We start from the raw sequence: 25,235 nt of genomic DNA on the forward strand, positions 1-25,235 counted from the left end.
AACAGTAACACTATTTCTTTGCGAATATCTGCCAGAATAAGTGGAATAATGGGTTGACAAAGAGAATTTGGCATGCTATATTTTCAATAGTTGTAGTGTGTAACTCGATTTTGGAGGCATTAACTATACATAACGGAGAGAGTTTATGTATGTTAATGCCTTTTTTTGTACAAAAATCGGTTGAAAAAGGTTTTTTATGCAGAAACTATTTCCGTAAATAGATATGTCTGCTTATGCAGAAACTATGAAACAGGAAAGGTAGATAAGAGTCACATGAAAGACAAGATTTTCAGCGTTTTGCAGCGAGTGGGACGAAGCTTTATGCTTCCCATCGCAATTCTGCCGGTAGCGGGACTGCTTCTCGGTATCGGAAGTTCTTTTACAAATGCAACCACAATTGAAACCTATGGTCTGACAAAGATTCTTGGTGAAGGGACTTTACTTCACTCCCTGCTGGTAATCATGAACAGTGTGGGAAGTGCGGTATTTGATAACCTGCCATTGATTTTTGCCGTAGGTGTAGCCATCGGTATGGCAAAGAAGGAAAAAGAGGTTGCAGCTTTATCAGCAGTTATTGCATTTTTTGTAATGAATACAGCAATCAATGCCATGCTTACTGTTACAGGACAGATCCTTGACAACGGACAGGTGGCAGAGACTGTCCTGGAGGGAACCATTACCTCTGTATGCGGTATCCAGTCACTTCAGATGGGTGTGTTTGGCGGCATTATTGTAGGACTGGGAGTAGCTGCCCTGCATAATAGATTCTACAGGATACAGCTTCCAAATGCTCTTTCCTTTTTTGGAGGAACCCGTTTTGTACCGATCATTTCCACGATTGTATATATGTTTGTGGGAATCCTTCTGTATTTTGTATGGCCGGTAGTCCAGAATGGTATTTATGCACTGGGCGGACTGGTAACAGGAACCGGTTATGTGGGAACACTGATCTTTGGTCTGATCAAGCGTGCACTGATTCCTTTTGGTCTGCATCATGTATTTTATATGCCTTTCTGGCAGACTGCTGTGGGTGGTACCATGGAGGTTGCCGGAAAAATGGTTCAGGGTGGACAGAATATTTTCTTTGCCCAGCTTGCTGATTCTGCTAATATTGCACATTTCAGTGCAGACGCAACCAGATATTTCTCAGGAGAATTTATTTTTATGATCTTTGGCCTTCCGGGTGCGGCACTGGCAATGTATCAGTGTGCAAAGCCTGAGAAGAAAAAAGCAGCAGGCGGTCTTTTGCTGTCTGCAGCACTGGCATGTATGGCAACCGGTATCACAGAACCTCTGGAATTTTCATTCCTGTTTGTTGCTCCGGCACTGTTTGCAGTTCAGGTAGTGCTGGCAGGAAGTGCATATATGATCGCGCATATGCTGAATATTGCAGTAGGACTTACCTTCTCCGGTGGTTTCCTGGATTTCTTCCTGTTTGGTATTCTCCAGGGAAATGAGAAAACAAGCTGGATGAGGGTTATCCCGGTAGGTATTATTTATTTCTTCTTATATTACTTTATTTTCAAATTTATGATTAAAAAGTTTGATTTCAAGACACCTGGCCGTGAGGATGATGATACAGAAACTAAGCTTTATACAAAGGCTGATGTAAATGCCCGTAAAGAAGCACAGAAGGGTGAGAATACAGAGGCCGGAGCAGATTCTGTCAGTGAAGCAATCACCAGAGGTCTGGGCGGAAAGAAAAACATCAGTGATGTGGATTGCTGTGCCACAAGACTTCGTTGTACAGTAAAGGATGCAGCTCTGGTGAATGACGGAGTTCTGAAAGCAACAGGTGCATCCGGAGTGGTACACAAGGGACAAGGTGTACAGGTTATTTACGGTCCTAACGTTACTGTGATCAAGTCTAATCTGGAAGATTATCTGGAAACAGCACCGGATACACTGGAAACACCTGCAGCAGAATCACAGGTACAGGAAAAAGAAACTCCAAAAGAGGAAGCAGGACAGAAGGTTGTGGACACAATTGTGATTTCCAGTCCGATCAGTGGTACAGCGGCAGATCTTGTCACTGCACCGGATGAGGCTTTTGCCCAGAAAATGATGGGAGACGGTGCGGTAGTCACACCGGAAGATCCTTATGTATATGCACCGGAAGACGGCGAGGTAGCCTTTGTTTTTGACACAAAGCATGCCATTGGATTTATAACAGAGTCAGGAATCAGTCTGCTGATCCATGTGGGAATTGATACAGTAAAATTAAATGGAAAAGGATTTGAGGCGCTGGTAGAAAGCGGCCAGGAGGTAAAGAAGGGAGATCCTATGCTGAAACTGGATCTGGATTATCTGAGCCAGAATGCGCCCTCTATCGTATCTCCTGTTCTCTGTACAGAACTGGAGGATAACCAGAGGATTCATCTTTTGAAGGAGGGTCAGATAAAGGCAGGGGAACCGCTTTTTGAGATAGAGGTTCTTCAGTAATATCTGCCCGGATGGGGAAAATACGGATGTCATACAGGATAACGAAAATATTAAATCATAATTCCTTTATGGGAATTGAGAGTAAAAATGATCAGGAATGTCTGATTATGGGAAAGGGAGTTGCTTTTGGCAAAAAAGTGGGACAGACAGTTTCTGTAACCGGAGATGCTAGGGTATATTCCCTGAAGGAGCTGACAGACCGTGGAGAGGCAAAGGAAATTATCAAGTCTGTTTCGCCACTGTGTCTGGAGCTTGCCAATGAGGTGCTGGATCAGGCAGAAGAGGAATTTGGAAAGGTTGACCGTTCCATTCTTTTTACCATGGCAGACCATCTTGATTTCGCTGTCCGCCGTATACAGAACGGTGAACAGATCAGTAATCCACTGACAGATGACATCCGTATTATGTTTTATAAAGAATATAAGGTTGCGGGATGTATCCGTGACCTTCTGAAAGAAAAACTGGGAATCAGGATCGATGAACATGAGATCGGATATATTGCCCTCCATGTTCATGCTGCCATTGTGGATGAGAATGTTTCCCAGGCAATGGAAATCGCCAGAACAGTCAGGGAATGTATCTGTATGGTTGAGGAAGAGACCGGAAAATCTATTGATGTAATGTCTCTGAGCTATAACCGTCTGATGAACCATGTACGATATATGGTTGCCAGAGCCATTCATGGGGAAAAGCTGAAAATGAGTCTGAATGACTACATGTCTGTGAAATTTCCCGGTCCCTATATGACAGCTGAGAAAATCTGTCGTAAAATGGAAAAAAGCCTGAAGCTTCCCATACCGGATATAGAGATCGGTTATCTGGCAATGCATCTGGAGAGAATGATGGACAGAGAAGAAGAATAAAAATCAGAGGAGAATAAAAGGATGAAATCATTTGAATATACTGTTAAAGACGAACTTGGAATCCATGCAAGACCAGCAGGACTTCTGGTAAAAGAGGCAAAGAAGTTCCAGTCCGAATGTACGATCACAAAGGGTGACAAAACAAAAAAACTGACACAGCTTATGATGCTTATGTCTTTGGGCGTAAAGCAGGGCGATACAGTTACCGTAAGTGCAGAGGGTGCTGATGAGGATACCGCAATTGCTGAGTTAAAGGCATTTTTTGAGAATAACTTATAATTTCAGCCAGGGATATACATATTAAAATTCATCATAAATAAGAAGGAGGAAAAAACAATGCAGAGTTATCAGGGAAAATCTGTGTATAAGGGAATTGCAATGGGACCGGTTGTGGTTCTGAAGAAAAATGATTATCAGGTAAAACGTACACGGATTGAGGATCCGGAGGCGGAAATCAAACGAGTAGATGAAGCCCTGGAAAAATCCAAGGAGCAGCTCCAGAAGCTTTATGATAAAGCTGTTCAAGAGGTTGGAGAAGCAAGTGCTGCTATTTTTGAAGTACATCAGATGATGCTGGAGGATGATGATTATCTGGAAGCAATCCAGAATACGATCCGTACAGAGCAGATTAATGCAGAGTATGCAGTAGCTGCTACAGGCGATAATTTTGCTGAAATGTTTGCCTCCATGGATGATGATTATATGAAAGCACGTTCTGCAGATATCAAGGATATTTCAGAGCGTCTGGTCCGTAATCTCAGCGGACAGGATGATGCAGATTTAAGTTCAATTGAACCATCAATTATCGTGGCAGATGATCTGAGCCCAAGTGAAACGGTACAGATGGATAAAGACAAGATCCTGGCATTTGTGACAGTTCACGGTTCCACCAATTCCCATACAGCAATCCTTGCACGTATGATGAATATTCCGGCGCTGATCGGTGTGGATATGGATCTGGAAGAAATTCACACAGGAATGGAGGCAGTTGTAGATGGATTCCAGGGTACTGTGATCTTTGAGCCGGATGAGACTGTGAAAGCACAGACAACAGAGAAAATGGCTGAAGAAGCAGAGAAGCTCAGACTGCTCCAGGAACTTAAGGGTAAGGAAAACGTAACTCTGGATGGCCATAAGATCAATATCTATGCCAATATCGGAAGTGTTGGAGATATCGGCTATGTTATGGAAAATGATGCAGGAGGAATCGGTCTTTTCAGAAGTGAATTCCTGTATCTGGGCAGAAATGATTTCCCTACAGAGGAGGAACAGTTCCAGGCCTATAAGCAGGCGGTACAGATGATGGCAGGCAAGAAGGTGATCATCCGTACACTGGATATCGGAGCAGACAAGCAGGTAGATTACTTTAATCTGGGAAATGAAGATAATCCGGCTATGGGGTATCGTGCAATCCGTATCTGCCTGAAGCAGCCGGAAATCTTCAAGACACAGCTTCGTGCTCTCCTGAGAGCAGCAGTATATGGAAATCTGTCTATTATGTATCCCATGATCACTTCCACTGAGGAAGTAAAGAAAATCTATGAGATCGTGGCAGAGGTTGAAGAGGAGCTGAAAGCACAGGAGATTCAGTACAAGATTCCTGAGCAGGGAATTATGATTGAAACTCCGGCAGCAGCGATCATCAGTGACAGACTTGCGGAAATGGTAGATTTCTTCAGTATCGGTACCAACGACCTGACACAGTATACACTGGCTATTGACCGTCAGAATGAGAAACTGGATGAGTTCTATAATCCACACCATGAAGCACTGCTTCGCATGATCCGGATGGTAGTGGACAATGCACATAAATGTGGAAAATGGGCCGGCATCTGTGGAGAACTGGGTGCAGATACTACCCTGACTGAGGAGTTTGTACGCATGGGACTGGATGAACTGTCTGTGGCACCGTCTATGGTATTGAAGCTGCGTAAGATCGTTCGGGAGATGAAGGTAGAAGAATAATTGTAAAAAAGAATTGCAACTGTAAAATGTAAAATATATGCAGGGGGCTGACCGGGAGTACGGTCAGCCCCCTGAAATGTTTTTACCAGAATCAATGAGGATTTTTTCATTTAGAGGTTGTTTATTTATCTGGTCCATAATATCTGTCATCGCCGAAGCCAAGGATCAGCATGAAGATTGGCGGTAAGAAGATAAGGCCAATGGCGAATCCTGTGCCTCTGCCGAAGGCTCTTGCAAGCTTAATGCTATACATAATGCTGATGATGACAAGTATGATTTTGATCAGTATGACGAGCATGTAGACTGTTAAGCTTTCACTTGTTTCCAGGGTTCCCTGCAGGTAAGAGGATACGATTCCCAGGATGAGAGTCAGCCAGAAATATGCAGGCTGCCATGCGATTTTATAAGAAATATAATCGCCATATATTGGAATAATACTTTTCCATCCGGCTTCCCCTGCTTTGGTAAAGATTCTCCAGTTGGCAATGATCTGCAGAAGCCACCATGCGAATGCGATCATCAGATACATACCGCCCAAGAGCATCAGACTGCTGATTGCTATAAGTCCCATTTGATTTTCCTCCTGTTCTTCTTAAGAATATGATGCATATGAAAAAATATAGTATTGACATAGTCAAGTAGTTAAATTAATTAAAGCACATTCGTATTTTTTCGTCAATTATTATGGATCAAATATCCTCTTTTTTACATTGTGACATTTGTACCCGGCGCACAAGGCTTCCGTAAAATGCAGCCAGAATCTGCTGGAACAGGGTTCCGATCATAACCGGAAACAGACATTCTGCAGGAAAATATGCACCGGCGATCACTGCACCGGCGCTGATGTTACGCATGCCGGAGCCATAGATCATAGAAACGGTAGATTCCTTATTCTGTTTTGTAACTATGGCAATCAGCCAGCCAATGGCATATCCGCTGGCAGACAGTACCAGAATTATAGTTGTTACAGCCAGACGTTCTCCATTCAGATGCTTTATATAGGGAGAAACCTTGGAGGAATTGGAAGTCACCACAAAAATCAGACACATTTTTGAAAAAGGTGCAAGTTTTTTTGGCCAGGTTTCCATTACTTTTCCATGACTGAATTCATTAAGGCACATGGCGATCACTGCCGGAAGAGCAATCATAAATACCAGTTCTTTCATCATTCCAGCAGTATCCATTTTAATATTGGATCCAACCAGGATTTTCAGTGTGGCAGGAATCAGAAAGGGAGAAAGGATGGTATCCAAAATGACCAGTGAAAGGGAAAGGGGATTGTTTCCATTATAAATGGATACCCACATCAGGCTGATCACTGCAACAGGAACCGAAAACTCCAGTACAATTCCGGTAATATAATTAATATTTTCCGGAAAAAACAGAAGCCCCACACCATAGGCGGTCACCGGAATCAGAATATGTAAAACCAGAAACATCAGGATCAGAGGAAGTGGACGTTTAAATACATTTGCTATATCCCGGAACCTGGATTTCAGTGCTCCGATAAAGGTCATAAAAGCAAAAACATAGGTGACATAAGGTACACCATGCCTTGCAATATCCGGAAAAAGTACGCCCACCATAAGGCAGACCGGCGTTACAAAGGGCATCCATTTTTCCATAAAGCTGTTAAATTTATTGAGCATATTACACCTCGGCTTTTACGTATGATTTTTTTACAGTTTACCACAAAAAAGTGTAAGGGCAATGGTGAAATGAAAAAAATTGCAGTAAAAAGAGAGACCATCTTGTGCGGATTGGTCTCTCTTTTGCGTAGGTATTATTTTTTAATCTCCGGTTGGAATTCTTTTACATCTTTGGCAATCTCACCGCTTAACAGGAGCATGCAGATCAGGTTCGGGATAGCCATCAGTGCGTTGGCGATATCGGAGAAGTTCCATACCAGGCTGAGAGTCTGGGTACATCCGATATAGACTACCAGTGAAAATATGATTCTGTAGACCATATTATATTTATGCGTTCCAAACAGATACTCGAAAGCTTTTTCACCATGATACTCCCAGCCAAGGATGGTGGAAAAAGCGAATAATGTGATGCCGATGGTTACCAGCCAGCCGCCTGCAGATCCTAGGACAGTTTCGAATGCTGCGATAGTAACGTCAGAGCCTGTGAGAAGTTCTCCGGCTGCATTTGTTGTTCCAAGTACTCCGGAGGAGGCAATTGCCAGTCCGGTGATGGTACATACAACAATAGTATCCCAGAAGGTTCCGGTCATGTTTATATAGCCCTGGCGTACAGGATTATCTGTGGTTGCTGCGGCTGCTGTGATGGCTGCAGAGCCCATACCTGCTTCATTGGAGAAGACACCACGTGCAACACCGAATCTCATGGCATTCATCATGGAAGCAACGATGGAACCGCAAAGTCCGCCGCCCACTGCTTTTACGGAGAAAGCCATTTTGAAGATCATGGCCAGACCGGAAGGCAGATTGGAAATATTTCCAATGATTACGATCAGACCGCAGATAACGTAAAAGATTGCCATGGTAGGAACAACAACAGCGGAAACTTTGGAGATGGATTTGATTCCGCCTACAATGATGACCAGGGATAAAACGGTGATCACAACTCCGGAAATCTGTGTCGGCACATTAAATGTGGAGTGAAGTGCGCTGGCAATGGAGTTGCCCTGTGTCATGTTTCCGATACCAAAGGAGGCGATAACAGTAAAAAGTGCAAATAGCCATGCAAGAATGGCACCAAAGGTTTTGTTTTTCAGTCCTTTTTTCATGGTGTACATAGGACCGCCGCTCATTTCGCCTTTTGCATTAACTTCACGATATGGGTATGATTAGTTATTTTTCTTCTGAAAAGCAAAAAGAGCCATGTTGTGAACAACATCGCTCTTTTCTGGTAAGTATTAATTTACTGTATTATAAGCTTGTTTTGCCTGGATTGTCAATACAATTTCTTTATAAAATACTTCGAAGATTTACAGAGCTGAATATCCGTAGCTGCTGACAATGGCATCGATTTTCTGCTGCCTCTGACACATTGGACATTTTGTAGATGAATAGGAATGATAGTCCGGTATATCTTTGGTGTTAAAAATAGAATATACAGGGAGAGAAGCCACGCTGTCTACTCTGCTGAATATGGCTGTGATACCTCTGATAGTGCCTCCGTAATACAGAATGCTCTCGATTGCTTTGGACAAAGTAGAGCCTGTGGTAATCGAACCATTGAGGATCAGTATATTTTTGCCCTTGATCATTGGCTGAAAATTATCACGGAAGATAATCTGTCCGGAATTGCTGGATTCAGGAGTAATCACGTAGATCGTCTGATGAGCATTCAGGGAAAAAATGCCGGCTTTGGTAAGTTCTTCAGAAAGATATGCGCCAATTACTTCCAGTCCGTCCATACAGATAATGGTATCAACAGGAGTAGATACTTCATAATTAGCAGCCAGTTCGTGAGCAATATTCTGTGCTTCGGCAGTTCTGGATTTCATAGTTGTAAGATCCAGATAGTGAGTGATATGTGACTGAGATGTGACGAAATGTCCGGGAATTACCTTCAGCTGAATGCGGCTGTCACCACGGGCGTAGATTTTTGTCATGTTTTCCAGATTCATAAGAATACCTCCCTCGTTGAAAAAAACGTGTAACTGTTCAGTAGCTTTGCGGTTAGCAGACCATTGAACAGTTATAAATCAGTACACTAATCTTGTAAAACATTGTAGCATTGTTTTGCCGAAAAATAAATAATATTGTACAAAATCAATAAAAAATTATGCGATATGTATGAAGATTGTTAATAAAATACCAAAAAACATATAACGATGATCCCCTGGTGCGTTGATGGAAGTATTATTTACGAGGGTTGCTATAGATTGGTTGTGAGTTATGGAGAATGGAATAAACAGTGATGGGTGTGGAAATGGGAAACAGAAGAGAATATTCTATAGAAGTAATATATGTGAAATGATATAATGATTTTCAGTCTATTATTGACTGTCAGAAAAAGAGAAAAGATGAGATAAAAAATGTATACAGCAGAACGAATAGAAGAATTGGATGAAAATAGGAGCCTGATAAAAGTGACAGATTAACAGCCTGATATTTTGACTGCGAAAAGTGAATAATCATAAGAAAATCTTAAGAATTTGTCCCTTTCATATTAAGAAGCTTCGATTATTCTAATATCAGAAATACAAAATAAGAAGCCGGGGTGTCTGTACATGAGAGATTTCAGACAGGCATTTCGGATGATGAGGGAGGTGTGTAAAGTGGCGAATATTCTGGTCTGTGATGATGATAAAGACATTGTAGAGGCAATCAGTATTTATCTGGAGCAGGAAGGCTATACGGTCCTGAAGGCATACGACGGTGTGGAGGCGATTAACGCATTGCGCAGTCAGTCGGTGGATCTGCTGATCATAGATATTATGATGCCGAAGCTGGATGGCATCCGGGCTACTTTGAAGATAAGGGAAGAGAATCCTCTTCCGATCATTATTCTTTCTGCAAAATCAGAAGATGCAGATAAGATCCTTGGATTAAATGTAGGAGCAGATGATTATGTGACAAAACCTTTTAATCCGCTGGAACTGGTGGCGAGGGTGAAGTCACAGCTTCGCAGATATACAAGGCTGGGAGCGGCAATACCTGTGGAGAATGCTCATATCTACGAGACAGGAGGTTTGAGTATAAATGATGATCTGAAGGAAGTCAGGGTAGACGGTGATGTGGTGAAACTGACACCCATTGAGTACAATATCCTGCTTCTGTTGATGAAAAACCAGGGAAGGGTATTTTCCATTAATCAGATTTACGAAAACATCTGGAATGAGGAAGCGGTTGCTGCAGATAATACGGTGGCAGTGCATATCCGGCATATCAGAGAAAAAATTGAGATTAATCCAAGGGAGCCAAGATACCTGAAGGTTGTGTGGGGACTTGGGTATAAAATTGAAAAAATTTAACCGAATCAAGTAGCGAAGCGGATGATTTTATCCGCTTGACCTAGATCAAGTAACGGAGCGAATGCAAAGGAAAGGGACAAATTTATGAAGGGAAAAGGATACAGGAGCAATGTTGCCAAGGCGGTCTGGATCGTGATCGTACATCTGGCAGCTGTGGCGGCTGTGATATGTGCAGCATTTTTTTTAATGATTTATCAGACGGGGATCCGTCTGGATGATAGAGGAAAAAGTTACATTCAGTCAGAGGGATTCAGGGAGCGTCTGAATTCCAGAGGTACGGATATTCTGGAAAGTTTGTCAGCAAAAGAGGATATAAATTACCTTACAAACGCAGGTTCATCGGCAGTGATCGATCTGGCAGAGTTTGAAGAAAAGGAAATCAACCGTGATTCGTTGAGTGAGCTTTCTTTTAAGAATACATCTGGCGTGGCATATTCTGTAAAAGATCTGCTGGAGTGGGCGCAGGACTGGACCGGAGTTGGAGAGGGATATGATGATGGAAGCCTTGACGATGCAGGGCAGTTTATCCAGTGTAAGGCTTCGGATGGCAGCAGTTATTATTTTTCCTTAAGTGATTTTAAGAAACTGGTGACAGATGGAACATTAAAGGTTGATTACGATCAGGATATCATGGAAGAGTATGATGATTCCTATGAGACAAAATTTGCAGAAAAAACAGAAAAGCAGAAAATAGATGCTGCCATTGAACTGGGCTACTGGAGCGATTCGGATAGCCGAAGTCTGGGAAGTATTACAGATAAAGAACATAATACAGAATATCCAGAGTTTTATTTCTGTGAGATAGAGGAATTTACAGAGAAATTCAAGCCTCAGGGTGCGGAAAGTCTTCCGGATGCAGTCAATTCCAGTACGGAATGGAATGGAAAACTTGAGGATGCCTATAGTGAACTGGCCAAGGTTCTGGACTGTATCAGAGCTGTTCAGGATGATATAAATGTCAGTGACTGTGCCATATCACTTACGTCTGTATACCATACGTCCGGAGATTATGAGGAAGGGAGTACCAATCTCACATATCTTTTCGCAGATAAAGAGAAAAAGACAATCTATACAAACAGAAAAGCATACAGCAGCTATTCACAGCTGGAGCAGAACCTTGAGACAATATTTAAAGAAAAAGCATATGCAGTTGTTTACCCGGAATTAAGTGAGTGTGTGACAAATATTCCGGATGTAGACCTGCAGGTGTGGAATCATACCATTGCTCAGAGCTTTGACACAAAGGATTTTATATTTGCAGTTTCTGTTGATACGAAATTTTCTGTGGCAGATTCCATGGCTGATGAGGCAGAGAATTATGAGACATATTCAAAGCTTATGTTTCCGATGCTGGCAGGAGCAATCTTTGGAAGTGTGCTCTGGCTGATCGGTATGGTGTGGCTGACTGTGACAGCAGGAAGGAAACCAAAGGATGAAGAAATTCATCTCAACGGATTTGACAGATGGTATACAGAAATTGCGGCAGGAGCAGTGATCGGTATATGGCTGGCAGGAACGATCATATCGGGAACTTTGATTGCCAACTCATCATTGGGTTACAGTTATGCAGTAGTGACAGTGATTGTTACCTGTCTCATATGTGGGACTTATACAATGGCATGGTTTTTGATCGGATATCTCAGCCTGGTAAGAAGAATAAAAGCAGGTACTCTATGGAAAAACAGTCTGATTAGAAAAGTTCTGAAATGGATTGGAAAATGCAGTGGGAAGCTTGCCGATTTTGCCAGAGCTTTTTCCAGAAATACAGCAGAAAAAATAAAAGTTCTGCTTGTGGGAGGTGCATTTTTATTCTTGCAGTTTCTGATCATCGGTTGCATATTCGGTGGTGCAGAAGTATTCCTGCTGGCATTGATGGCTGTAGATGTGGCTGCTATGATTTTTGTCATCAGAAAAGCGGACGGACTGGATCTTATTATGGATGGTCTGAAGAAAATAAGCGATGGAGAACTGCAGTATAAGATTAAAACAGATACACTTACCGGAAAACAGAAGGTGATGGCAGAATATATCAACAATATTGGCAGTGGTCTGGATGCTGCTGTAGAGAACAGCCTGAAAAAAGAGAGAATGCAGACAGAGCTGATCACAAATGTTTCCCATGATTTGAAAACACCTTTGACTTCCATTATTAATTATGTAGATTTGATGAAACGTGAGAACCCGACAGATCCGAAAATACAGGAATATCTTCGCATCCTGGATGAGAAATCCCAGAGACTGAAGGTGCTCACAGAGGATGTGGTAGAGGCATCCAAGGCAAGCACAGGAAACATCAAACTGGAGATGAATGATATTGATTTTGTGGAAATGGTGCAGCAGGTGATCGGAGAATTTGAAGAGAAATTCCAGGAAAAGAATCTGACTATGATGGTACATTTCACAGATGAACCCTCCATTATTTACGCAGATGGTCAGAGAATGTGGCGTGTTCTGGAAAACGTATTCGGCAATGTTGTGAAGTACGCAATGGAAGGCACCAGAGTTTACGCAGAGATTAGTAACAGAAATAAAAAAGTAACCTTTTCCCTGAAAAATATTTCAGCACAGCCTTTGAATATCTCTGCGGATGAACTGACAGAACGATTTATCAGAGGAGATGTGGCGAGAAATACAGAAGGAAGCGGACTGGGTCTCTCTATTGCAAAGAGCCTGACAGAGCTGCAGGGAGGTGAGTTTAAGCTGTATCTGGATGGGGATCTGTTTAAGGTAATGATCACATTTGTAGCAAAGAATTACAGTAAATAATATAACGTAGAACAAAGATAAGGCATAGGGTAGTTTATAAAAAACTGTTTTATGCCTTATACTTTTGGCTTGTTATAATAATAGAAAAGAAGTATATTAAAAAATCATAGCGACATAAGAAAAGAGGACATAAAAAATGAATTACAGTTTTAACAGCAGAGTCAGATACAGTGAGACAGGTGAGAACGGCAAACTGACATTACCGGGTGTTTTGAATTATTTTCAGGATTGCTGTACATTTCATGCGGAGTCGGTCGGGCTTGGAGGAGACGTGCTGAAGGCAAGAGACAGAGCGTGGGTTCTTTCTTCCTGGCAGGTAATTGTGGATGAATATCCTGCTATGGGAACGGAAATCAGGATCACGACAGCACCTTATGATTTCAAAGGATTCATGGGTATGCGTAATTTCACCATAGAAACAATGGATGGGAAGAAGCTTGCCTGGGCGAACTCCAACTGGACACATCTGGCCATCAGTACAGGGATTCCGGCGAGACTGACACCTGCAGATACAGACAATTACATACTCGGCGAAAAGCTGGAAATGGATTATGCACCGAGGAAAATCAAACTTCCGGATGACATGACTTCACAGGAATCATTCACAGTGCAGAAGCATCATCTTGATACCAATCATCATGTAAACAACTGTCAGTATATCTGCATGGCAGAAGATTTCCTGCCGGAAGATTTCAAAGTATACCAGATGCGTGCAGAGTATAAGATGCAGGCAAAACTTGGAGATATAATCTGCCCGAAAGCAAAAGCAGAAACAGGAAAGGTGATTGTATCGCTTGATGATACAGACGGAAAAGCATACGCAATTATAGAATTTCAGCAAAAATAACGGTAAAAATCTTCTGAACAGGATGAATAGCAGGACAGAATTGACAAAGATATTTCGGAATTGATGTGTGGTTTTGTGAGAGATTTTTTGAATAAATTATTTACAAACAACAAGAAACAATATATAATACATTCATAAACAACAAGAAACAATATATTGTTAAAAACAAACAACATAAAACCACAAAAAGCGGAGGGTATATATATTATGAAAATTCTGGAATCTAAATTTGTACAGGGATTTATCAAAATGGCAAATGATGGCTATCAGCAGGGATGGCATGAGAGAAACGGTGGAAACTTAAGCTATCGTCTGAAACCGGAAGAAGTAGAGATGATTAAGCCTCGTCTGAATGCACCTGGAAAATGGACACCGATCGGGATAGAGGTTCCGGGATTAGCAGGAGAGTTTTTCCTTGTAACAGGAAGCGGTAAATATTTCAGAAACATTATCGTGGATCCGGAAGTATGTCTTGCAATCATTGAACTGGATGAGACAGGAACAAATTACAGAATCCGCTGGGGTCTGGTTGAGGGCGGCAGACCTACCAGTGAGCTGCCTACTCATCTGATGAATCATGAAGTGAAGAAGAAACTGACAAACGGAAAACATCGTGTTATTTATCATGCACATACAACAAATACAATTGCTCTGACATTTGTTCTGCCATTGGATGATAAGATCTTTACAAGAGAGTTATGGGAATCTGCTACAGAGTGCCCGGTTGTATTCCCGGACGGCGTAGGTGTTGTCGGCTGGATGGTACCGGGTGGAAGAGAAATTGCCATAAAAACAGCAGAATTAATGAAGAAATATGATGTTGTTATCTGGGCACATCATGGAATGTTCTGCTCAGGTGAGGATTTTGACCTGACATTTGGTCTGCTCCATACAGTAGAAAAATCTGCAGAGATCCTGGTGAAGATTCTTTCTATGACTCCAAATAAACTTCAGACTATTACACCGGATAATTTTCGTTCACTTGCAAAAGATTTCAAAGTAAGCCTGCCTGAAGAGTTTCTGTATGAGAAACAGTAAAATAATCAACATACAAGTTGGTACATGTACCGTACAAGTGCTATAATACAGATATTAAGAGATTTTCCGGGTGGGATATGCAGAAAAATCCGGAACATATGAAAGCTGTTGTAAAAGAATATCTGAAAAGCAAAAGGAGAGGTACGAATCATGCTGGAGAAATTAAAAGAGGAAGTTTACAAAGCAAACATGGATCTTCCAAAATACGGACTTGTTACATTTACATGGGGAAATGTAAGCGGAATCGACAGAGAATCAGGACTTTTTGTCATCAAACCAAGTGGAGTTGATTATGATCTGCTGACACCGGATGATATGGTTGTTGTAGACCTGAATGGAAATAAGGTAGAAGGAAAATACAATCCATCTTCTGATACAGCAACTCATGTAGAACTGTACAAAGCATTCCCGAACATTGGAGGAGTTGTACATACACATTCTTCATGGGCAACAAGCTGGGCACAGGCTGGAAGAGCAATCCCATGTTATGGAACCACACATGCAGATTATATTTATGGTGAAGTTCCATGTGCACGCTGTCTGGAAGGCAAAGAATTTGAAGAATATGAGAAAAACACAGGACTTCTGATCGTTGACCTGTTTAAGGATAAAGACTATGAGGCAGTACCTGCAGTACTTTGCAAAAACCATGGACCATTTGCATGGGGCAAGGATGCTCATGAAGCAGTACATAACGCAGTTGTTCTTGAGGAAGTTGCCAAGATGGCATCCCGCTGTGAGCTGATCAATCCACAGGTAAAACCTGCACCACAGGATCTGCAGGATAAGCACTACTTCAGAAAACATGGTGCAAATGCATATTATGGACAGGGAAATAAATAATTGCTGATCTGAAAATAAAAGATATGAACCTGTGATAGGTATAAAAAATCTCCCGGATAAGAGTGTGCTTTTTTGAACAGCCGGGAGATTTTTGGTATATATGGGAGGAACTTATGATTTATAAAAAGATTGAAATTAAAGTGGACGGATATAAAGAAACAGCAGATTTATATACTTATTTCCTGGATAATTCAATTGAAATGAACATTAACAGAAAGCGTCCGGTAGTTGTAATCTGTCCGGGTGGTGGTTATACAATGACGTCTGACAGAGAGGCAGAACCGATTGCAATGCAGTATCTGGCAAAAGGATATCATGCGGTGATTCTGCGCTACAGTGTAGAACCTGCCAGATATCCGCTGGCACTCTTGCAGCTTGCGAAATCCGTAGCTTTCTTAAGAGAGAATGCAGCAGAATTTCATATTGATACGAATAAGATTGTAATTCAGGGTTTCTCAGCAGGAGGACACCTGGCAGCAAGTCTGGGTGTTTTCTGGAAGAAAAATTTCATTGCAGAAACACTTGGAATAGATTCAGAAATGGTGAAGCCAAACGGTATGATCTTAAGTTATCCGGTAATTACTTCCGGTGAATTTGCACATACAGGATCTTTTGAATGTCTGCTTGGAGAGGATTATAATGATCTGGATAAACGAAAAGAACAGTCCCTGGAATTCCAGGTATCCAGAGATACACCGCCAACATTCCTGTGGCATACAGTGACGGATGACTGCGTTCCTGTAGAAAATTCTCTGTTGTTTTTTAACGCACTGCGTAAATTGGAAATACCTGTAGAGATGCATCTTTATCCGGTTGGCGGACATGGACTGAGTCTTGCAAATGAAGAGACAAGCTATGAAGACGGAGGCTGCGTGCAGAAAGAGTGCCAGTCCTGGATGGAACTGGCATGCAAGTGGATGCAGAATATATAATACACGATAAAGAATCTGTCTGAGTGTATGTGAAATCGAGTTGGAATAAAATACATCCTGATCTATAGTGAACAGTAACGTAAAATAAGATAATAAAAAATAATAAGGCGGCATTGTGCCGCCTTTATTATTTATGTTATACTGAAATATAAAGCTAATGTCAGAGGATGATGAAAGTATAGTATATTTTTAATTTTCTTTAAAAAGATACTATCACAACAGAAATGGAGATTATATGATTGAGTTAGGAAAAAAACAGAAATTAACAGTAGTAAAGTCCGTAGATTTTGGTGTATATCTGGGTGAGGATATGCAGGCAGATGCAAAGAACCGTGTTCTTCTTCCGTCCAGACAGGTTCCGGAAGGAATAAAGGAAGGCGACAGCATTGAAGCATTTATCTACAAGGATTCTCAGGATCGTCTTATTGCAACAACAAAAGAACCGAAGCTTCAGGTAGGTCAGACAGCAGTTCTGAAAGTCTCTCAGGTAACAAGGATTGGTGCATTCCTTGACTGGGGACTGGAGAAAGACCTTCTGCTTCCATATCATGAACAGACTTTGAAAGTAAGAGAGGGAGAAGATGTGCTGGTAGCACTCTATATTGACAAGAGCAGTCGTCTCTGCGCAACTATGAAGGTTTATCATTATCTTTCCACCAGAACTCCTTATGTAGTGGGAGATATGGTGAAAGGTCGTGTTTATGAGATCAGCGATAGATTCGGTGTATTTGTGGCAGTTGATGATAAATATTCTGCACTGATCCCTGCAAGAGAAGCCAAGGGAAAATACCGCCCGGGTAAGATCCTTGAGTTGCGTGTCAGTGAAGTAAAAGAAGACGGAAAGATGAATGTCACAGACCGCCAGAAAGCATATCTTCAGATTAATGAGGATGCGGAGAATGTCCTTGAAGTAATCAATGAATTTGCAGGTGTTCTTCCATTTGATGACAAGGCATCACCGGAAGTGATTCAGAGAGAATTTGGTTTAAGCAAAGGGGCGTTCAAACGTGCCATCGGTCATCTGATGAAAGAAGGCAAAGTAGAGATTAAAGACAAGAGAATCTACGCGAAATAATAACAGTAAAAATATACTGTGATAAAATTGCAGATATTAGAACAGGAGAGGAATAGAGTTGGAGTTTACACATCTTCATGTCCATACAGAATACAGTCTGCTGGATGGTTCCAATAAAATAAAAGAATATGTAGCCCGTGTCAAAGAGCTTGGCATGGACAGTGCGGCGATCACAGATCATGGAGTTATGTACGGCGTGATTGATTTTTATCGCGCAGCAAGGGCCGAGGGAATCAATCCGATCCTGGGATGTGAGGTTTATGTAGCTCCCGGATCCAGATTTGACCGTGAAGCAGGAAGTGGCGAGGACAGATATTACCACCTGGTTCTTCTGGCAGAAAATAATCAGGGCTATGCAAATCTGATGAAGATTGTATCAAAGGGTTTCACAGAAGGTTTCTATTATAAACCGCGAGTAGATCTTGCGGTATTAAAAGAGTACCATGAAGGGATTATTGCCTTAAGTGCCTGCCTTGCAGGTGAGGTTGCCAGATATCTTCAGAGAGGCATGTATGAGGATGCAAAGGCAGCAGCTCTTCGTTATCAGGATATTTTTGGAAAAGGCAATTTCTTCCTGGAACTACAGGATCATGGAATCCCTGCGCAGAGACTGGTAAATCAGGAGCTTCTCCGTATGCACGAAGAAACAGGTATTGACCTTGTGGCAACCAATGATGTGCATTATACAAGGGCGGAGGATGCTGATCCCCATGATATTCTTCTTTGCCTGCAGACAAACAAGAAACTGGCAGACGAGGACAGAATGCGTTATGAGGGTGGCCAGTATTATGTGAAATCCCCTGAGGAAATGGCAGAACTTTTTCCATATGCCCTGGAAGCTCTGGAGAATACACATAAGATTGCACAGAGATGTCATGTTGAGATTGAATTTGGTGTAACCAAGCTTCCAAGATTCGATGTGCCGGATGGTCTTACATCCTGGGAATATCTCAATAAACTGTGCTTCGAGGGACTGGAAGAACGCTATCAGCCGGTTACAGAGGAATTAAAATCCCGTCTGGATTATGAATTATCTACTATAAAAAACATGGGCTATGTGGATTACTTTCTTATAGTATGGGATTTTATCAAATATGCCCGCGATCATGACATTATGGTAGGTCCGGGACGTGGTTCTGCAGCAGGAAGTCTTGTTGCTTATACCTTAGGAATCACACAGCTTGATCCTATACGTTATGATCTGCTCTTTGAGCGATTCCTGAATCCGGAACGAGTATCCATGCCTGATATTGACGTTGACTTCTGCTTCGAAAGAAGGCAGGAGGTTATTGAATATGTCCGCCGTAAATATGGGGATGACTGTGTGGTTCAGATTGTTACTTTTGGTACTCTGGCAGCCCGTGGTGTGATCCGGGATGTGGGCCGTGTACTGGATATGCCTTATGCACAGGTGGATTCCATTGCGAAAATGATCCCGCAGGAATTAAATATTACTATAGATAAAGCCCTTACTATGAATCCTGAGCTGAAAAAAGCATATGAAGAGCAGGATGAAATTCATTATCTGATCGATATGGCAAGACGTCTGGAAGGACTTCCCAGGCATACCTCCATGCATGCTGCAGGTGTGGTTATCAGTCAGAAAGATGTTTCTGAATATGTACCGCTTTCCAGAGCGTCGGATGGTTCCATTGTCACACAGTTCACCATGACAACACTGGAAGAGCTGGGACTTTTGAAAATGGACTTCCTGGGACTTCGTACTCTGACTGTGATCCAGAATGCAGTAAAGCTGATCCAGAAGGATGCAGGAGTGACTCTGGACATGCAGAAAATCAATTATGATGATAAAAAGGTTCTGGATTCCCTCGGCACCGGTCGTTCTGATGGTGTATTTCAGCTTGAAAGCGCGGGAATGAAAAACTTCATGAAGGAACTGAAACCTCAGAGCCTGGAAGATGTGATCGCGGGAATTTCTCTTTACCGTCCGGGTCCCATGGATTTCATCCCCCAGTATATCCGGGGAAAAAACCGACCGGATACCATCCGTTATGACTGTCCTCAGCTGGAGCCGATCCTGAAGCCTACGTATGGGTGTATTGTCTATCAGGAGCAGGTTATGCAGATTGTTCGGAACCTGGCAGGTTATACTCTGGGCCGAAGCGACCTGGTACGTCGAGCAATGTCCAAAAAGAAGGCCTCTGTCATGGAAAAAGAGCGCCAGAACTTTGTTTATGGAAATGAAGCAGAGGGAGTTCCCGGCTGTATTGCAAATGGAATTGATGAGGCAACGGCAAATAAAATCTATGATGAAATGATTGATTTCGCCAAATATGCTTTTAATAAGTCCCATGCAGCAGCCTATGCAGTTGTTTCCTATCAGACTGCATATCTGAAATATTACTATCCTGTGGAATTTATGGCCGCATTAATGACATCGGTTATTGATTTTCCCAATAAGGTTGCAGAATATATTCTGGTCTGCAGACAGATGGGGATTAAGATCCTGCCGCCGGATGTGAACTGTGGAATGTACGGATTCTCTGTAGATAACGGTGCGATCCGATATGGTCTGTCCGCTATAAAGAGTGTGGGACGTCCGGTTATTGAAAGCCTGGTAAGAGAGAGGGAAGAGAACGGACAATATCGTTCCCTGAAGGATTTTATGGAACGAAACTCTCCACAGATGAATAAGCGAGCAGTAGAAAACTTTATCAAAGCAGGTGCGCTGGATTGCCTGGATGGTAACCGCCGCCAGAAAATGCTGGTTTATCAGAAGATTTCCGATAACATCAGTCAGGAGAAGAAGAATTCACTGGCAGGCCAGATGAGCCTTTTTGATCTGGTAAGCGAGGAAGATAAGAAAGAATTTGAAATCCGTATGCCCGATGTGGAGGAATTCGGAAAAGAGGAACTTCTGGGATATGAGAAGGAAGTTCTGGGAATCTACCTCAGTGGTCATCCGCTGGAAAATTACCGGGAAATGATGGAGAAAACCATTTCTGCGAAAACCTCTGATTTTCAGCAGGATGAAGAAACAAATCTTCCGAAAGTCATGGATGGTCAGAAAGTAATTATCGGTGGAATGATTACGGATAAAACCATCAAATATACAAAGAATAATAAGGTTATGGCATTCCTTACAGTAGAGGATCTGGTAGGAACAGTGGAGGTAGTTGTGTTCCCCAGAGATTATGAGAAAAGTCAGCAGTTCCTGAATGAAGAAGGCAGAGTATTTATTCAGGGCAGAGTATCTGCAGAGGACGATCGCGCCAGTAAACTGATCCTTGAAAAAATCCGTCCCTTTGACAATATGCCAAGGGAAATCTGGATACAGTTTGACAATAAAGAAAGCTACACACAGCAATCTCAGGAACTGCTTGCAGACCTCAGACGTTCACCGGGTGACAGTGCTGTTGTGATCTACCTGAAAGACGTAAAGGCCATAAAGAAGCTTCCGGTTGGATATCATGCACAAATTCAGGACTTATGGCTGAACTATATGTACGAAAAATATGGTAAAACCAATGTTAAAGTTGTAGAAAGAGGATTGAAAAACTTATAGAAATGCGCTAAACTATACCCGAATATGTGTATAGTAAAAATGAGATAGATTCAGAAGATGGAGGAAGAAAAGATGGCAGAAAACAAGATAAAAACCATTGGTGTCCTTACCAGCGGTGGTGACGCACCTGGAATGAATGCTGCAATTCGTGCAGTTGTCAGAAGAGGTTTAAGCAATGGATTAAATGTAAAAGGTATTCTAAAAGGATACAATGGTCTGTTAAACGAAGAGATTATTGACATGAGCGCAAAAGATGTATCTGATACAATTGAGCGTGGAGGTACAATCCTTTATACAGCACGTTGTGCAGAATTCCGTACAGAAGAAGGCCAGAAACGTGGAGCAGAGATCTGCAGAAAACATGGAATCGACGGACTTGTTGTCATCGGTGGTGACGGATCTTTCGCAGGTGCTCAGAAGCTTGCGAATCTCGGAATCAATACAATCGGTCTTCCCGGAACAATCGACCTTGACATTGCATGTACAGAATATACCATCGGATTTGATACAGCTGTAAACACAGCAATGGAAGCAATTGATAAAGTACGTGATACTTCCACTTCTCATGAGAGATGCAGTATCATCGAGGTTATGGGACGTGGTGCAGGATATATTGCTCTGTGGTGCGGTATTGCCAACGGTGCTGAGGACGTTCTGGTTCCTGAGAAATATGACTATGATGAGCAGAAGCTGATCAATAACATTATCGAGAGCCGTAAGAAAGGCAAAAAGCATCACATCATCATCAATGCAGAAGGTATCGGTCATTCTGAAGCAATGGCAAAACGTATCGAAGCTGCCACAGGTATCGAAACACGTGCTACAATCCTTGGACACATGCAGCGTGGTGGAAGCCCGACATGTAAAGACCGTGTATATGCATCTATGATGGGTGCCCTGGCTGTAGACCTTCTTGTTGCAGGCAAGACATGCCGCGTTGTCGGATATCGTCACGGTGAATTCGTAGACTTCGATATCAATGAAGCACTTGCTATGCAGAAAGGTATCTCTGATTACCAGTGGGAAGTATGCCAGTCACTTTCTCATAACTATGATAAAAACAACAAATAACAAATGAATAAAAAGATGCAGTTATATAACAGACTGCATAAATTAAATACTGCTCAGATAATTACCCTCGGTTTTGCGGGGGTGATTATCTTAGGGGGATTACTTCTGTGGCTGCCGTTTTGTACGGCACCCGGATACCACACATCTTTTACAGATGCCATGTTTACTGCAACCACAAGTATATGTGTAACAGGGCTTGTGACAGTTGTTACGGCAACTCACTGGACTCTGGCAGGCAAGATTATTATTCTTGTCCTGATCCAGATCGGAGGTGTGGGACTGATTTCCCTGGGCAGTATTATTTTTATAAGTCTGAGAAAGAAAATATCGCTGAGGAACCGGCGTGTTATCCAGGAGTCCTATAATATGGACAGAATGGGTGGGATGGTCAGGCTGGTGAAGAAAGTTCTGATCTGTGTGCTTGGAGCAGAAGGAATCGGTGCAGTGTGTTATGCAGTTCGATTTATTCCGCAGTTCGGTCTGGCAAAAGGTCTGGGATACTCTGTTTTTACGGCAGTATCTGCATTCTGTAATGCTGGTATTGATCTGCTGGGAGAGGACAGCCTGGCTCAGTATGTTGCTGATCCGATCGTAAACTTTACAAGTGTAGGACTGATCATTATGTCAGGTCTTGGGTTTGTGGTCTGGTGGGATATCTGGGATAAGATCAAACGAGTCATCAGAGGGAAACTTCCTGTGGGACGTGTGTTTAAAAATCTTCGTCTTCACAGTAAGATTGTGTTGATGATGACGCTGATACTTGTTGTGGGCGGTACAGTACTGATCTTTCTGTTTGATCATGGAAATCCGGAAAGTATTGGGACATATTCGCCGGGAACGAAGTGGATGGCATCTTTGTTCCAGTCAGTTACCACAAGAACAGCCGGATTTTTCACTGTAAGCCAGGAGAGATTTTCCAATACAACTTATATGCTGTGCCTGATATTGATGTTGATCGGCGGTTCCCCTATGGGAACAGCAGGTGGAATTAAGACAACAACAGTTGCGGTCCTTCTGCTGAGTCTGAAATCCAATCTTCAGGGAAAACGGGATGTGGAAGTACACCACAGGAGAATCAGAGACAGCTACATCCGATCTGCGATCGTAGTGACAGGTATGGTACTTACAGTACTTATTCTCATGAGTATGCTGTTGTGTGTAGCCATGCCGGAAGCACCTATAGAAGATGTTGTTTATGAAATTACATCTGCGGTTGCAACGGTAGGACTTAGCAGAGGGCTGACCCCCTGCCTGAATACAGCAGGTAAATGGATCGTGATCCTGACTATGTATCTGGGAAGAATCGGTCCGCTGACTCTGGGAACTGCAGTGACTGTACGTGCACAGAAAATGCCGGCAGATTCACATCTGGCAGAAGAAGATATTATGATCGGATAGTAACGGTTCGGCAGTCAGGCGGATATTCGCAGAGGATAACGAATACATGTTCAGAAAGAGAAATGAGGAAGAAAATGAAGAACAAATCTTATGCAGTGATCGGTCTTGGGCAGTTCGGGATGACGGTAGCCCTTACTCTGGCAGAGGCGAACTGCGATGTACTTGCCATTGACGATAAAGATGATAATGTGCAGGACATCGCAGAGAAAGTTTCCTATGCTGTCAAGGCAGATGTGCGTGATCCGGGAATTCTGGAATCGCTTGGAGTTCAGAACGTAGATGTTGCGGTCATCGCAGTAGCCGAGAATATGGAGGCAAGTATTACAGCAACCATGCAGGTGAAAGAACTTGGAGTTCCTTTTGTCATGGCAAAGGCAATGAATTCTCTTCATGGCAGGATACTGGAGAAAATAGGGGCAGATAAGGTGATTTATCCTGAACATTCCATGGGTATCAGAGTTGCAAGAAATCTTCTCTCCAGTGGATTTGTCGATATGTTTGAGCTTTCTTCTGATTTCAGTATGGCAGAATTTAAGATCCCGCGGGAATGGATAGGAAAAACACTTCGGGAGCTGAAGGTCAGGGAAAAGTATAACATCAATCTGATCGGTCTGAAGCATGGCGACAAGATGAATATGAATGTGGCGCCGGATGAAGTGTTTCCGGCAGACTGCACAGTTGTTGCAGCAGGAGCAAACAGTGACCTGAATAAGGTTTCGGAAAATTGAGGATAAGATATGATCACCAGTGTAAATAACGGACAGGTAAAAAATATCATACAGCTGAACCAGAAAACAAAAGCCCGCAGAGAACAAGGGCTTTTTGTTGCAGAAGGAAGAAAAATGTTCGGCGAAGCACCTAGGGATTGGATTTCGAAGGTGTATGTATCAGAAGCTCTCAGCGGTGATGCAGAACTGATGGCTCAGGTGGAGAAACTTCCATATGAAATAGTAGCAGATTCTGTTTTTCGACAGATGAGCGATACGCAGACGCCGCAGGGAATTATGACAGTGCTTAAGAAACCTTCCTATATAATGGAAGATATTCTCGGCGGGAAAAATCCGCTGGTTATGATCCTGGAAGATCTGCAGGATCCGGGAAATGCGGGAACTATTCTCCGTACAGGAGAAGGCGCCGGAGTAAGCGGAGTTCTTCTGACAAAGACCTGCGTGGATATCACAAACCCGAAGGTTATACGATCAACCATGGGTTCTGTCTACAGAATGCCTTTCCTATATGTGGAAAGTGTGGTATCATTAGCACAGGAACTGAAAGACAGAAATATCCGCACATTTGCAGCGCATCTGCATGGTAAGAACTCTTATGATCAGGAATCCTACACAGGAGGAACTGCTTTCCTGATCGGCAACGAGGGAAAAGGACTGACAGATGAAGCGGCAGACAGTGCTGATTGTCTGATACGGATTCCTATGTGTGGAAAAGTAGAATCTCTGAATGCTGCCATGGCATCCGGAATTCTCATGTATGAAGCTGCTCGTCAGAGACGATAGCAGACGA

The 25,235-nt window shown here is 42.5% G+C and carries 19 protein-coding genes and 1 pseudogene; 16 read left to right on the plus strand and 4 right to left on the minus strand.

Annotation, left to right across the window (positions count from 1 at the left end; translation table 11 throughout):
* The first annotated feature begins 273 nt into the window (after positions 1 to 273).
* The 4 genes from G4417_RS09940 to ptsP are packed head-to-tail and all read left to right on the plus strand — an operon-like array spanning position 274 to position 5,270.
* On the plus strand, positions 274 to 2,442 hold the full coding sequence (locus tag G4417_RS09940) for a PTS transporter subunit IIABC (RefSeq protein ID WP_173683330.1): 2,169 nt from the start codon (positions 274 to 276) through the stop codon (positions 2,440 to 2,442).
* A gap of 26 nt (positions 2,443 to 2,468) precedes the next feature.
* Positions 2,469 to 3,305, plus strand: coding sequence for a PRD domain-containing protein (locus tag G4417_RS09945; RefSeq protein WP_173683331.1), 837 nt, complete (start codon positions 2,469 to 2,471; stop codon positions 3,303 to 3,305).
* Between the two features lie 21 nt (positions 3,306 to 3,326).
* Complete coding sequence (locus G4417_RS09950) at positions 3,327 to 3,584, plus strand: HPr family phosphocarrier protein (RefSeq protein ID WP_019160322.1); 258 nt, start codon at positions 3,327 to 3,329, stop codon at positions 3,582 to 3,584.
* A gap of 57 nt (positions 3,585 to 3,641) precedes the next feature.
* Complete coding sequence (gene ptsP / locus G4417_RS09955) at positions 3,642 to 5,270, plus strand: phosphoenolpyruvate--protein phosphotransferase (RefSeq protein ID WP_173683332.1); 1,629 nt, start codon at positions 3,642 to 3,644, stop codon at positions 5,268 to 5,270.
* A gap of 121 nt (positions 5,271 to 5,391) precedes the next feature.
* Here the strand turns inward: ptsP and G4417_RS09960 are convergent, their stop codons facing one another.
* The 4 genes and pseudogenes from G4417_RS09960 to G4417_RS09975 form a co-directional block, all read right to left on the minus strand.
* A complete protein-coding gene (locus tag G4417_RS09960) occupies positions 5,392 to 5,841 on the minus strand; it encodes a DUF5684 domain-containing protein (protein ID WP_173683333.1) in 450 nt (149 codons plus the stop codon).
* A 118-nt stretch (positions 5,842 to 5,959) separates the two neighbouring features.
* Positions 5,960 to 6,895 carry a bile acid:sodium symporter family protein gene (locus G4417_RS09965; RefSeq protein WP_243872116.1) on the minus strand — a complete coding sequence of 312 codons (936 nt, stop codon included), beginning with the start codon at positions 6,893 to 6,895 and terminating at the stop codon, positions 5,960 to 5,962.
* Positions 6,896 to 7,053: 158 nt separating this feature from the next.
* Positions 7,054 to 8,076 (minus strand): annotated as a pseudogene (locus G4417_RS09970) (alanine/glycine:cation symporter family protein); the annotation flags it as partial.
* Between the two features lie 150 nt (positions 8,077 to 8,226).
* The gene (locus tag G4417_RS09975; RefSeq protein WP_173683335.1) at positions 8,227 to 8,871 is read right to left on the minus strand and encodes a phosphoribosyltransferase; all 645 of its coding nucleotides are present in this window, start codon (positions 8,869 to 8,871) and stop codon (positions 8,227 to 8,229) included.
* A gap of 654 nt (positions 8,872 to 9,525) precedes the next feature.
* On the opposite strand from G4417_RS09975, the gene G4417_RS09980 reads away from it, so the two are divergent.
* From G4417_RS09980 to G4417_RS10035, 12 genes are all read left to right on the plus strand, one after another.
* Positions 9,526 to 10,221 (plus strand): response regulator transcription factor, encoded by a 696-nt coding sequence (locus G4417_RS09980; protein WP_026649482.1) that lies wholly within the window; start codon positions 9,526 to 9,528, stop codon positions 10,219 to 10,221.
* Between the two features lie 84 nt (positions 10,222 to 10,305).
* Entirely contained in the window at positions 10,306 to 12,987 is a 2,682-nt protein-coding gene (locus G4417_RS09985) for a sensor histidine kinase (protein WP_173683336.1), read from the plus strand.
* Positions 12,988 to 13,123: 136 nt separating this feature from the next.
* Positions 13,124 to 13,834 carry an acyl-[acyl-carrier-protein] thioesterase gene (locus G4417_RS09990; protein WP_055058291.1) on the plus strand — a complete coding sequence of 237 codons (711 nt, stop codon included), beginning with the start codon at positions 13,124 to 13,126 and terminating at the stop codon, positions 13,832 to 13,834.
* 207 nt (positions 13,835 to 14,041) lie between these two features.
* Complete coding sequence (gene rhaD, locus G4417_RS09995; protein ID WP_173683337.1) at positions 14,042 to 14,872, plus strand: rhamnulose-1-phosphate aldolase; 831 nt, start codon at positions 14,042 to 14,044, stop codon at positions 14,870 to 14,872.
* A 150-nt stretch (positions 14,873 to 15,022) separates the two neighbouring features.
* On the plus strand, positions 15,023 to 15,715 hold the full coding sequence (locus G4417_RS10000; protein WP_008707810.1) for an L-ribulose-5-phosphate 4-epimerase: 693 nt from the start codon (positions 15,023 to 15,025) through the stop codon (positions 15,713 to 15,715).
* Between the two features lie 113 nt (positions 15,716 to 15,828).
* Positions 15,829 to 16,647, plus strand: coding sequence for an alpha/beta hydrolase (locus G4417_RS10005; protein WP_173683338.1), 819 nt, complete (start codon positions 15,829 to 15,831; stop codon positions 16,645 to 16,647).
* Between the two features lie 235 nt (positions 16,648 to 16,882).
* Entirely contained in the window at positions 16,883 to 17,722 is an 840-nt protein-coding gene (locus G4417_RS10010; RefSeq protein ID WP_173683339.1) for a S1 RNA-binding domain-containing protein, read from the plus strand.
* Positions 17,723 to 17,780: 58 nt separating this feature from the next.
* The gene (locus G4417_RS10015) at positions 17,781 to 21,248 is read left to right on the plus strand and encodes a DNA polymerase III subunit alpha (RefSeq protein ID WP_173683340.1); all 3,468 of its coding nucleotides are present in this window, start codon (positions 17,781 to 17,783) and stop codon (positions 21,246 to 21,248) included.
* A gap of 72 nt (positions 21,249 to 21,320) precedes the next feature.
* Complete coding sequence (gene pfkA / locus G4417_RS10020) at positions 21,321 to 22,319, plus strand: 6-phosphofructokinase (RefSeq protein WP_025579016.1); 999 nt, start codon at positions 21,321 to 21,323, stop codon at positions 22,317 to 22,319.
* 3 nt (positions 22,320 to 22,322) lie between these two features.
* Complete coding sequence (locus G4417_RS10025) at positions 22,323 to 23,717, plus strand: TrkH family potassium uptake protein (protein WP_243872117.1); 1,395 nt, start codon at positions 22,323 to 22,325, stop codon at positions 23,715 to 23,717.
* A 74-nt stretch (positions 23,718 to 23,791) separates the two neighbouring features.
* Positions 23,792 to 24,445 carry a potassium channel family protein gene (locus G4417_RS10030; protein ID WP_022380134.1) on the plus strand — a complete coding sequence of 218 codons (654 nt, stop codon included), beginning with the start codon at positions 23,792 to 23,794 and terminating at the stop codon, positions 24,443 to 24,445.
* Positions 24,446 to 24,454: 9 nt separating this feature from the next.
* Entirely contained in the window at positions 24,455 to 25,228 is a 774-nt protein-coding gene (locus G4417_RS10035) for a TrmH family RNA methyltransferase (protein WP_022380135.1), read from the plus strand.
* Positions 25,229 to 25,235: the final 7 nt, after the last annotated feature.

Origin of the sequence: Blautia wexlerae (assembly GCF_013300825.1) — a bacterium.
Classification (GTDB): domain Bacteria; phylum Bacillota; class Clostridia; order Lachnospirales; family Lachnospiraceae; genus Blautia_A; species Blautia_A wexlerae_B.

What these genes read in the sequence shown, in the direction of transcription:
- G4417_RS09940 (WP_173683330.1), top strand. Translation starts at nt 274, where the DNA reads ATGAAAGACAAGATTTTCAGCGTTTTGCAGCGAGTGGGACGAAGCTTT.
- G4417_RS09945 (WP_173683331.1), top strand. Translation starts at nt 2,469, where the DNA reads ATGTCATACAGGATAACGAAAATATTAAATCATAATTCCTTTATGGGA.
- G4417_RS09950 (WP_019160322.1), top strand. Translation starts at nt 3,327, where the DNA reads ATGAAATCATTTGAATATACTGTTAAAGACGAACTTGGAATCCATGCA.
- ptsP (WP_173683332.1), top strand. Translation starts at nt 3,642, where the DNA reads ATGCAGAGTTATCAGGGAAAATCTGTGTATAAGGGAATTGCAATGGGA.
- G4417_RS09960 (WP_173683333.1), bottom strand. Translation starts at nt 5,841, where the DNA reads ATGGGACTTATAGCAATCAGCAGTCTGATGCTCTTGGGCGGTATGTAT.
- G4417_RS09965 (WP_243872116.1), bottom strand. Translation starts at nt 6,895, where the DNA reads ATGGAAAAATGGATGCCCTTTGTAACGCCGGTCTGCCTTATGGTGGGC.
- G4417_RS09975 (WP_173683335.1), bottom strand. Translation starts at nt 8,871, where the DNA reads ATGAATCTGGAAAACATGACAAAAATCTACGCCCGTGGTGACAGCCGC.
- G4417_RS09985 (WP_173683336.1), top strand. Translation starts at nt 10,306, where the DNA reads ATGAAGGGAAAAGGATACAGGAGCAATGTTGCCAAGGCGGTCTGGATC.
- G4417_RS09990 (WP_055058291.1), top strand. Translation starts at nt 13,124, where the DNA reads ATGAATTACAGTTTTAACAGCAGAGTCAGATACAGTGAGACAGGTGAG.
- rhaD (WP_173683337.1), top strand. Translation starts at nt 14,042, where the DNA reads ATGAAAATTCTGGAATCTAAATTTGTACAGGGATTTATCAAAATGGCA.
- G4417_RS10000 (WP_008707810.1), top strand. Translation starts at nt 15,023, where the DNA reads ATGCTGGAGAAATTAAAAGAGGAAGTTTACAAAGCAAACATGGATCTT.
- G4417_RS10005 (WP_173683338.1), top strand. Translation starts at nt 15,829, where the DNA reads ATGATTTATAAAAAGATTGAAATTAAAGTGGACGGATATAAAGAAACA.
- G4417_RS10010 (WP_173683339.1), top strand. Translation starts at nt 16,883, where the DNA reads ATGATTGAGTTAGGAAAAAAACAGAAATTAACAGTAGTAAAGTCCGTA.
- pfkA (WP_025579016.1), top strand. Translation starts at nt 21,321, where the DNA reads ATGGCAGAAAACAAGATAAAAACCATTGGTGTCCTTACCAGCGGTGGT.
- G4417_RS10025 (WP_243872117.1), top strand. Translation starts at nt 22,323, where the DNA reads ATGAATAAAAAGATGCAGTTATATAACAGACTGCATAAATTAAATACT.
- G4417_RS10030 (WP_022380134.1), top strand. Translation starts at nt 23,792, where the DNA reads ATGAAGAACAAATCTTATGCAGTGATCGGTCTTGGGCAGTTCGGGATG.
- G4417_RS10035 (WP_022380135.1), top strand. Translation starts at nt 24,455, where the DNA reads ATGATCACCAGTGTAAATAACGGACAGGTAAAAAATATCATACAGCTG.